The following is a 10699-nucleotide window of genomic DNA, read 5'->3' on the forward strand; positions in this document are numbered from 1 at the left end:
ATGCTGTTTTATGCGACACAGGCGATCGCGCGGGAGACGGGGACTGGGACGAAATTTGAAAATCTGCCCAGAGTGACGGTGATCTCACTGGCGGATTTCGATGTCCGTAAGGAGAGCGAGGACATCCACCAGCCGATTTCAGTGCGGTGGGAGAAGGACCCGCAGACCCGCGCGACGGATTTGATCGACCTGCATGTCATCGAGCTGAAAAAGGCTCGGAGACGGCTGAAGACGTTGACGGAGGCATTGAAAGCGGGAGATGGAATAATTTGGCAAAAACTGACTGAGAAAATGTGTCCTCAAAGGGAGAGCCCCCGCCTGGATAGGCGGGGGCTCTCCCTTTGGTTGTGCCTTTTATCATGCGCTCACTCCGCGGCAAGCTGACAGGGACAAAGTACGGCTGCGGCGGTTCGCGAAACACCCCCATGATTTTAACTAGGGATACGGCGGGACACCCCTTTATTACAAAAACGGTGCTTTTTGCCGTTTTTGATAAGGCATACCTTTTTGAAAACATACTATAGTCGCTAATATTCCTATTATATTGCACATAATTTGCAATGTCAATAGCTAGATACAATGTTTTTTCGGATGTTTCTACCAAATCAGACATGTCAAATTTCCAAAAATGACAATTTCAAAAAGGTATAGCATAGCAAGTTGTGCAGGAAGCGCTGAAAGAGTTGCGGCCCAATGGGTTCCGCGTGGGGGTGCGCCCGGAAGCGGAGTGGCCGCCTTTGTGTGCAGAGGCAGCGGCCGGCGGGGCCGCTAAGCCTCCCCGTAAAAAGGAGGTGTCCTCGCATGAGAAGACCTTAATCCGAAGCACTCGCGCCGCTCTTTGCGCGAGTGCTTCCGCCAGGGTGTGGGGCGGACGTCTGGCCCCGCATACGGTTCAAAGTCCTGCGGCCTTTTGGGCGGTCATACATCCGCTTGACGCCGTCTTGTGGTGCGCGTCCGGTGTCCAAATGGAAAGGAGAAAATCATGAAAAAATTCTGTTCGTTGTTTGTTTGCGTGATGTTGTTCGTCACATGCTCGGTGAGTTCCTTGGCGAGCGGCGGGAATCCGTTCACCGACGCTTTTTCCGTGCAGTACAACCCGATGACCGACGCAGTGGTGTCTGAAAAACTCAATGCCGTGCCCCTCGCGCCCGAGGGCGGCGGCGTATTGCCGCAGCTTTCCGGGCGGACGTATAAAATCACGAACGAGCAAGGCCTGGAACTTGAACTCGTGTTCGCCGCGCAAGGCGCGGGCGTTTCACTTTCCGCCAATTTGCCGCCGGTGCCTTTTTTTGAAACCGAATTCAGGCAGGAAACGTTCGAATCGGAGTACGCCGGGCTCGCGGCGGGCGACTTCGTGCTTGTAGGATTTCGCAAGCCCGACACTGCGAGGGCTTGGGCCGTCGTTTTGAATCTAAAGAGTGGCCTCGCGGCTGCCTACGAAGTGTTTTTCGCGGAAAACGAATGGGGTACACCCGCGCGCGAAGCGCAGCGGAATGTGTATCTGGGTAAAGCCGAGGGCGTCGGATCTTCCGCGCAAGAGCCGTCGGCCACGAACCGCTTGACCGGGAAAGCGATTCTGTGGAAAAACGATCTGGGCAGTTTCTACACAAACTACGGTACGCGCTCGTGGTCCGCTTTCTACCCGCTCGGGCAGCCGGAGGGCCTGGCCGGCTCTTGGACGGCGCCGTCCGATTATTTGGACTTCCATGACGCGCGCCACTTCTTGTACTCCCGCACGGAAACCTACTACTCCGGCGCGACGCTGGTCGAGCTGCTCGACATGCATCTCGTGCGGCAGATCGGCCTTAAAATCGGCTTCGACGCAGCTGACAAGCTGGCGTTTACGCTGTACAGCGGGACAGGCGAAATCCTGGGTTCATACGCGGCCTACGGCGGGTTCGCTACGGACGAGTTAGTGGGCAACCCAGCTTTCCGCTTTGGCTATCGGCCAAACAGCGAAAAGCTGGAAAAAGATGAAGTCACTGAAATTATAAAAGCCGAAGGTTCTTGGACCGGCGCGTTTGGGGGCGCCGGCAAAGAAGAAAAGATGTATCCTCTATCGGACAAACTCAATGGCAAGTCGTTCTCGCTTGCGTTTGACGATGGCCTCACGCTGGAGTATCAGATCGCGGGCACAAACGAGCTGACATTCCGCGAGAGGGGCGTGCAGGATTGGAAGACCGTGCGCTACGAAGCCTTTGAGGTCGACGCCAATCTGATCTTCTTTACGCATGCGATTGACGATGCGATTGGTGATGTGATTGATGGTGCGACTGGTGATGAGATTGATGACTTCCCGGACAAGATCTACTTGAACGTCGTCGATTTCGACAACGGACTCGCCACCTGCATGAATTCGGAGATCCTCGTGGACGAAGTGACCCCGCGCATGTGCATCCCCTCGTTCCATTTCGGCGTCATCAACATCGCTGGCGGCGTAACACCTGTTTCACAGCGCCACGGTTTCTCTGAAGGCCTGCTGGGCAGCTCGTTCACATGGACGTACAACGACTTCATGGTTTCGCAGCATTATTACGCCACGCCCGACTCGCTGTATTATGGGATCATAATGGACGGCGAAACGGTGCTGATGTGGAGCTGCGACGCTTGGTATGTGAAATTCCGCGAAAACGTCTACCTCATCAGTTGGCTGGAGTCGTTCGGTTCGGGTCAGAACGATACCAAGATCTTCAACCTGAACACGCTGCACGACGCCGGCGTTTGCTACGGCATCCCCGACCCCGGTCAACCTGGCGAAGAGGTATTTGAATACAACACATTCGGTTCGGAGGCGCGCCACGCCGGCACCGTCGACGTATCTTCGATTTATGGGAAGAGCGTGACATACGAGTCAAACGGCGGTACAGGGACCCTTGTTACAGACAGTGCGTTGTACGCGCCCGGCGTGTCCGTCACCGTGAAAGGCGTTGGAGACGTCACAAGAGCAGGCTACACCTTCGCGGGCTGGAACACGGCGGCAAACGGCTCGGGCATCGTTTATCGCCCGGGGGAGGCCTTCATCATCGATGCGGACACGACCCTGTACGCCCAGTGGACGCGGGTCGCCACCGGCGGCGGTAGCATCAGCGGCGGCAGCTCGGTTGCCACCTATTGGGAGCCGCCCGACGAGATCACGACGACTCCCAACGAGACGCCGTTCACGGACGCCGCCGGGCACTGGGGCTATGAAGACATCAAGTATGCCTACGAGGCCGGCTGGCTGAACGGCACCTCCGCGAACAAATTCTCGCCGGACATCCGAATCGAGCGCGGCATGATCGTCACGGCGCTGTGGTGGCTCGCAGGGTCCCCTGCCCCCACGGCGCTAGCGCCGTTTGACGATGTGGAGGCGGGCGCCTATTACGCGCAGGCGGTGGCCTGGGCGGCGGAGCACGACATTGTGAACGGCGTGGGCGGCGGCCTGTTTGCGCCGCTGCGTCAGGTGACGCGTGAGCAGGTGGCCACGATCCTCTATCGGTACGCGCAGTACAGGCAGTACGACGTGAGCGCGCAGGGCAGCCTGAACCGGTTCCCGGACGCCGCGTCCATCTCCGGTTACGAGGACGCCCGCGCGTCCGCCGCGTGGGCCGTGGGCGCGGAGCTGCTCCGCGGCCGCGCGAGCGGCGCACTGGACCCGCTCGGCACCGCCACCCGCGCCGAACTGGCCGCCCTCCTGCACCGTTTCCACCTCTCCTTCGCCACTCCGGCGGCTGGGGAGTAAGGTTATTTGTATTGTAAAGTGAGTTCTTCGCGAACCCGGCGACAGTCAAAAGGAATCCCCCGCCACTTGGGCGGGGGATTCCTTTTGATTAGAGTTGTGTGTTGATTACCGGTCGCCGGCCGGGGAGGACTGTTTCGCGACGAAGTCGATGACCAGGGAGACAATCTTCGCCGTCTCCTCGCGGGTCGCGAACGCCCTCGGGTCAAACTGCCCGCTGCCACGCCCGGACACGATGTCGAGCTGCTTCATGGCCTGCACTGCGTCCGCCGCGTAGCCGGAGATCTGGCCCGCGTCGGGGAACGAATTCCCGTCCGACGCCGGAACCGCCACGCCCAGCGCGTCCAGCGCGCGGTACACAATGGTGCACAGGTCCTGCCGGGTGATCGTCCTGTTCGGCGCGAAGGCCGTCTCGGACACCCCCTGCACAACGCTGTGCGAGGACGCGATGTCCACAAACTCCTTGAACCAGTCGCTGCCGCCGACGTCCGTGAACGTCTTCGCCGTTTCACCGGACACAAGGCCGAGGCCCAGTACGATCATCTTGGTGAACTCCGCGCGCGTCACATTGCCCTTCGGGTCAAAGCGGCCGTCGTTTCGGCCGGCGATGACGCCCGCCGTCACCAGTTTTTCCACATAGGGGCGTGCCCAGTCGGAGATCTGCGCCGCGTCCGGGAAGGAGGCCGGCCCGTCTTCACCCTCGCCTGACCCGCCTTCGGTCCACTTGGCGTACAGGGTGAAGCTTACCGTCACGGCGCTGCTGAAGTTATAGGCGAACGTGCCCGCCGCGTCCGTGTGCCAGCCGGCAAAGGTGTGGTCCTCGCGCGTCGGGTCGGCGGGCTTTGTCACCACGCCGCCGCGCGCCACCGATTGTGTCGCCACGGCGCTGCCGCCCTGGCTGTTGAATGTCACCGTGTAGGTGGTGGCGGTGCTTCCGCCGCTGGTAGTGCCGCCGCCGCCGGTCTGTCTCCACTGCGCGTATAAGGTGGTGTTCGCACTGATGAGGAATGTCACCGCCGGCTGGTAGGAGATGCCTGAGCCGTCCGCCGCCGTGTTCCAACCCGCGAAGGTGTAGTCCGGCTTTGTGGCGTCTCCGATGGCCTTAACGGTGACGGACGCGCCGGGTGTGTACTGCGCGCTGTCCGTAACCGGGGTGCCCGTGCCGCCGTTCAGGTCGTACGTCACGCTATACAGCGCCTGATTGGCGCCGGTATAGGTGAAGGAACTCTTGACGCCGTACTCCGCCAAGTCGAAGTTGTCGGACGTATCCCCAACGATGACGTCGAACACGCTGCCCAGCGTGACGGTCCAGCCGTCGCCCTCGCCGTAGGTCACGTTGGTGGAGATCGTCGGATTGTGATCGTACATGGAGTAGGAGCCAGACAACACCTTGTCGGCCGGCTGTCCGTCGTCAAAGTACTGCAAGTCGCTGAGCTGGATCGTAAAGGAGACGTCCTTGCTCTCGCCCGGCGCCAGCTCGATCTTTTCGTAGCCGCGGAGATCCTTCATCGGGCGGCCCTCCGAGGCGTAGTCGTGCATGCCGAGGTAGAGCTGTACGACTTCCTTGCCGGTCACGGTCCCCACGTTCTTCACGCTGACGGTGGCCGTGACGGTGGCGTCCGGGTCCTCCGCGTCGAAGACAGAGCTGTCCAGGCGGAGGTTACTGAACTCAAACTGGGTGTAGCTGAGCCCGAAACCGAACGGATACGCGACCTGTTCGTCATACGCCGCTTTTGTCTGGAACTTCGTGTCGAACCAGCGGTAGCCGACCAGCACGCCCTCGTCGTAGAACACGGGGCTCGACCCCCAGCCGCCGTTGACGTCCAGCCCGCTGCCCTCCAGCGCTTCCCGGATGGCCGTCTTGAAGTAGAGCGGATTGTCCGGATTGTTGCTGCGCGCGACGCCGGTCTCTTTGAGCGCAATGGAGGCCGCCACGGAGGGCGAGTACGCGAAGCTCTTGAGGAATGTCTGCGTGGTCTTGCCGGACGGATTGACGGCGCCGTACAGCACGTCCGCCATCACCCGGGCGCCGTTCTGGCCGGGATACCACACCACCAAGATGGCGTCCGCGTACTGGTTGATCACCGTCGTGTCGATGGCGGCGCCAACGTTGAGGAGCACGATGAACTTCTTGCCCGCGGCGTGCAGCGCGTCGGCATAGGCCTTCAGCGCCTTTTCCTCGACGGCGGAGAGATAATACCCCTTGGAGATCTGCGTCGTGTTGCCCGTGGCGGCGGTGGAGGTGTCGTATACGGTGCTCTCCGCCACGGCGGCCGGAATGTTGTCGTATCCCTCGCCCGTCTGGCGGGAGATGATCATGATGCCGTGGCTGGCGTCGGAGCCCGCCATCGCGCCGGCCGCGGCTTCCAGATTTGCGTCCACCGCGGGCGCGTCGGGCAGGTCGGTGTAGGTTCTTGTCTCACCGGTGGTTTTTCCGGTGGCGGCGTTGTAATTGTAAGTGACGGTCTTGGTCCGCCCCGCCGCCTCGTAGATGTCCTGCACGGCGCCGGCCAGCTTGCCGCTGTCTGACAGCACCTTGGTGAACGACGGGATGTGGGCGCCGTCGTCGTAGTGGGAATCGCCCGGGTTTGCCTCGCCCACATAGACGCCGGAACTGCCCGCGCCGCGGATGACAAAGTCCTCCGTGGCCGTGAGCGTGCCGCCCCAGCCCGCGTAGTACTTGAGGTTCGGGCTTGTCACGAGGCCCACTTTGTCCGCCTCGCGCAGCGGAAGCAGGTTCTCGCTGTTTTTCAACAGGATGATGGCCTCGCCCGCCGTCTCGGTGGCGACGTCGTTGGACTCTTCCGCCAGGTCGGACCCGTAGAAACCGTTGTGCTTCGCGGTGAGGTCGTAAGGCACGCCCCAGTCGCCGTACTCACCCTTGAAGATGTTGGTCTGCGTCATCACATTCAGGATGTTGGCGATGCTGCGGTCAACGATTTCCTCCGTGAGAGTGGGGTAGACCGGGTCCTTCGTGTCTGTCTTGTTTGCCAAAACAGCGTCTCTGATTCTGTTTTTCCACGTGGCGCTCAGACTGCCCTCGGCCAGATCCATCTGCGCCAGGACGGAGAGCGCGCCGTCGTGCACCGCGCCCCAGTCGGACACCACAAATCCGTCAAAGCCCCAGTCGCCCCGGAGCACGTCCGTGAGCAGCCACGGATTGTTGGTGGCGTGCACGTCGTTCACCCGATTATACGAGGACATGACAGACCACGGGTGCGCCTCTTTGACGGGGATCTCGAAACTCTTCAGGTAGATCTCCCGGAGCGCGCGCTCGGACGCGATGACGTTGCCGCCGCCGCTGTTGCCGTCGTAGTTGATGCCGGCGGAGGAACCGCCGTTGCCAAAGGACTCCTGCTCGTTGCCGGCGTAGTGCTTGAGCGTGGCGCCGACGCCCTGGCTCTGCAGGCCGATGGTGTAGGCCGCCGCCGTCTTGCCGGAGAGGTGCGGGTCCTCCGAGAAGTACTCAAAGTTCCGCCCGGAGAGCGGGTTGCGGATGAGGTCGTGGGCCGGGGCCAGCATGAAGTCCACGCCGTAGTACGCGGCCTCCTTGCCCGTCTGCTCGCCCACCTTCGCCATCGCCTCTTTGTTCCATGTAGAGGCCAGGGCGGTGGGGGAGGCCCAGGCCGTCGCCTTGGACTGGGTGCCGCCGCTGCCGAAGTTCACGCCGGCCGGGCCGTCGCTCAGCGACATCGGCGCGATGCCCATTGTCTTCAGCCTCGGGGTGGTGTATGTGCCGCCGGCGGAGGCGCTGGCCTTTTTCGCGGTCGCGTCCGCGGCGCTCCCCGACGTGCCGCCCAACATTTGGATCTTCTCGTCGAGCGTCAGTTGGCTGACGACGGCATTGACCAGAGCTTTTCGTTCTTCCGGCGTCCATGTCCCGGTTTTCAGTTCGTTCAGTGACCGGAGATTGGTGTTCACCTTAAATATGAGCTCCGCCACATCGCTGTTTGCCACGCCGGCCGTCACGTAGGCCGACCCCTCGACCGGCACCCGGATCGCTTTGACGCGGGTGACGGCCGCGCTGAACGGGATGGGTGTCGTGTATTTTGTACTGGATGTCGTCGGTACGGCGGGCTCGTTACCGTCCGTGGTGATGGTGTAGTACACCTCCGTGTTGGCCACGGCCGTGATGGTCGCGGCGTTCGACGTGGCGGGGAGGTACGGTTCTGGGCTCGACCACGAGGAAGCGGGCGCCGCCAGCCTGGCGTTCAGGGTGTGCGTGTACGTCTGCGAGTATTTCTGCTGCTGCGCGTGGTAGGCCACCACCTTGACGGTGACCTTCCCGCCCGAGAAAGCGCTAAACGGGATCGAGATCATCCTGTTGGCCGGGAGCGCCGTCGCGGCCTTTGTCGGCTGCACGCCGTTCAGGGTGTAGTACCACGCGGTTCCCGTCTGAATGGTGTTGTCCATCGTGAAATTCTGGTTGCCGGTTCCGCTCAGCGCCAGCGTGGAGGCCACTCCGTTCGGATAGCCGGCTCTCGACGGCGCGGTGAGGGCCGGATCCACCACAAAGGCGTCTTCGTAGATCCATTTTGCGTAGACGTCGACATTGGCGTCCACCGCTGCGTCAATCACCCAGATGTCGGTGAAGCTGCTGTCCGTGTACCAGCCGTCAAAGACAAAGCCGGCCAGCGTGGGCGCGGACACGGGCGCCACGGCCCGCTCGCCCTTGGCGACCACCTGCGTGGCGGGCACAGGTGTGCCGCCGCCGGTGTGGAAGGTCACGGTGTACGTGTCAGCGCTGTCTCCACCGTCAAGCGGGAAGAACTGGAAGTAATTCAGCCTGTTCGTCAGCGTGGCGCCCGGCACCGTGGCTGTCGTCACCAGGTAGAGGTCGTGTACACCGCTGGTCTGTGTGATGGGCAGGGCTATGGTCTTGTATTGCTCGTAGGTACCTGCCGGGACGTTTGTCTGTCCGATCTTGGTGCCTCCGACAGCCGTGTCCGGGCCGTTGATCCACAGCTCCAAGATGGAGTTTGCGGTGTTGGCCAGCCGGATCTGGAAGGTGCCCGCATTGGTGCCGAAATCGACTTTCTTGTAGCCCAGCACGGCCCGGTCCGCCGCGGCTGTCACCGCGGTGCTCTGGTAGAGCCCCATTTCGTTGCCGCCGACTGCGTAGGCGGTCGCCGGGTTGCCGTTGCTGCCGGCGGTCGCGGTGTCCCAGTTCTCCGCCTGGATCATCTTGCGGCCGTTTTTGTCGCCTTGGTTTTGCAGCAAAATCTTGCGCGTGGCGAAGATGTCCGGGTTGTTTTTGAGCGTGGCCGTCACCACGACGTCCCCGTTCTCCGTGCCCGCCGCCGTCAGCAGGCCCGCCTGATCGATCGTCGCCAGGGTTGTCGGGGAGGTCCCGTCGCTGGCGTACACCGCCCAGTTGAGCTCGCTGGCCGGGAGGGTGGTGTAACCGGCCCCGGGCAGGGCGTACGCGAAGTATGTGCCGCCGAGGTTCACTCTCTCGGGCGCGAGGAACACCGCCGTCTGCTGGTTTGTGCCCCGCCAGCGCGAGATGTTGTCGTTCGCGCCAAAGGCGGCGCCGGTCCGGAGCAGCAGATAATCAACTGTCAAATTTTGGTTATTCACGGTCACTTTGTTGCTGTCGAGCTGGTTGGTGATCAGGATGTCCTTCGTGGCTGATTGGCTCCCGGCCGCGGCCGTCACGGTGACGGTCCCGTTGCCTGCCCCGGTGGCCGTGAGCTCGCCGGCGGCGTTGATGGCCGCGAGCGCCGCGCCAGTACCACTCTTGTTGGCGACGCCCCAAGTCAACGTATCCAGGGCGGTGACGGGCGTAAGATTGGCCGAAAGCGTCAGCGCCCCGCTCTTTTCGCGGATGGAATCCAGCGAGTAGAGCTGATCGATCGCAATGTCGGTGGCGGTTTCGGGGGCGTCGAACTGGAACCACTCAAGGACGGCGCCCCGCTTCTCCGTCTCGATGTAGATGTCGTAGGTGCCCGCGACTGCGCTGACGGCCACGCCGTATTTCTTCCATGCCGGCTTCACATAGGCGTCTTTGTAGGTTTGGCCGTCCACGTTGCCCGGGTACACGCCCGCCGGTCCGATGCCGAGCCCCGTGGCCAGGCTGCCCGGGCGGGTGTCCGTGAGAGGGATGGTGGCGATGATGGTAAGAGCGGTGTCGGGATCGCCATCTGTGGGCAGCGCGTACACCTTCAGGCTGCCGGTTCTGTCGGACCCGGCCTGCACGGTCAGATGCGCGGGCACCGATGTGAAATCGACGTTTTTGAAGCTGATCCACGCGCCGTCCTTCCGGAACTGGATGGCCGTGTTGGATTTGTATGCGATGGAGGCGCTGACCGTCTCAATGTCGTCCACCTGCTTGCCCTTTTCGCTGTAGTCGTCGAGGTTTTCCGCCAGTGTGAGCTTCTTGAGGTCGCGCTTCGTGGTTATCAGATTTACGCCGTTGTTTACGCCGTCGCCTGCGTCGACCGTCAGCGCAATGTCGTTGTTGCCGTCGTCTATATTGTCCGCGTCGGCCGAGGAGCCGCCGGCCGTGATGACGTAAACGCCGGCTTCCACCACATAGTCACCGGATTCCACGTCCCACACGCCCAGTTTGTCCTTGAGATCGATCTCAAAGCTGAAGTCTCTTTCATCGTTGGAGACGGCGATGTCATGCAGCCGCTCGTAGGCGATCAGCTTCTTGATGGGTTGTTTGATCCGCGACACGTCGCCCGCGAAGGCGCTGTAGATCTGCACGACCTCGTCGCTGGTCTTGCTTCCGATGTTTTTCACCTTGCCGCTGACGGTGAACTTGCCGTCGTTGATGGCGGTGACGGCCACGTTGGAATATTCGAACTGGCCGTAGCTCAGCCCGTACCCGAAGGAGTACAGCGGCGCGGATGGGAGATACTGATAAGTTCTCTCTCCCTTGATGATGTCGTACACCATGATGCCGTTGTTGATCGTGCCGTTCATGTTGCTGAGGTTGTCGTTCGTCGCTTCGCTGTAGTCGGGGAAGCGGTAGGA

At 61.7% G+C, this 10699-nt stretch carries 3 protein-coding genes; 2 read left to right on the forward strand and 1 reads right to left on the reverse strand.

Features of this window, described 5'->3' with window-relative positions:
- Both LBK75_09635 and LBK75_09640 read left to right on the forward strand, forming a co-directional pair.
- The coding region (locus tag LBK75_09635) for an Rpn family recombination-promoting nuclease/putative transposase (GenBank protein ID MDR1158540.1) at positions 1-384 on the forward strand (384 nt) is incomplete at its 5' end.
- Positions 385-982: 598 nt separating this feature from the next.
- The gene (locus LBK75_09640) at positions 983-3721 is read left to right on the forward strand and encodes an S-layer homology domain-containing protein (protein MDR1158541.1); all 2739 of its coding nucleotides are present in this window, start codon (positions 983-985) and stop codon (positions 3719-3721) included.
- Between the two features lie 105 nt (positions 3722-3826).
- Here LBK75_09640 and LBK75_09645 read toward each other — a convergent pair.
- On the reverse strand, positions 3827-10699 hold a 6873-nt coding region (locus tag LBK75_09645; protein ID MDR1158542.1), incomplete at its 5' end, for an InlB B-repeat-containing protein.

This window comes from Oscillospiraceae bacterium, from assembly GCA_031265355.1.
Classification (GTDB): domain Bacteria; phylum Bacillota; class Clostridia; order Oscillospirales; family UBA929; genus JAIRTA01.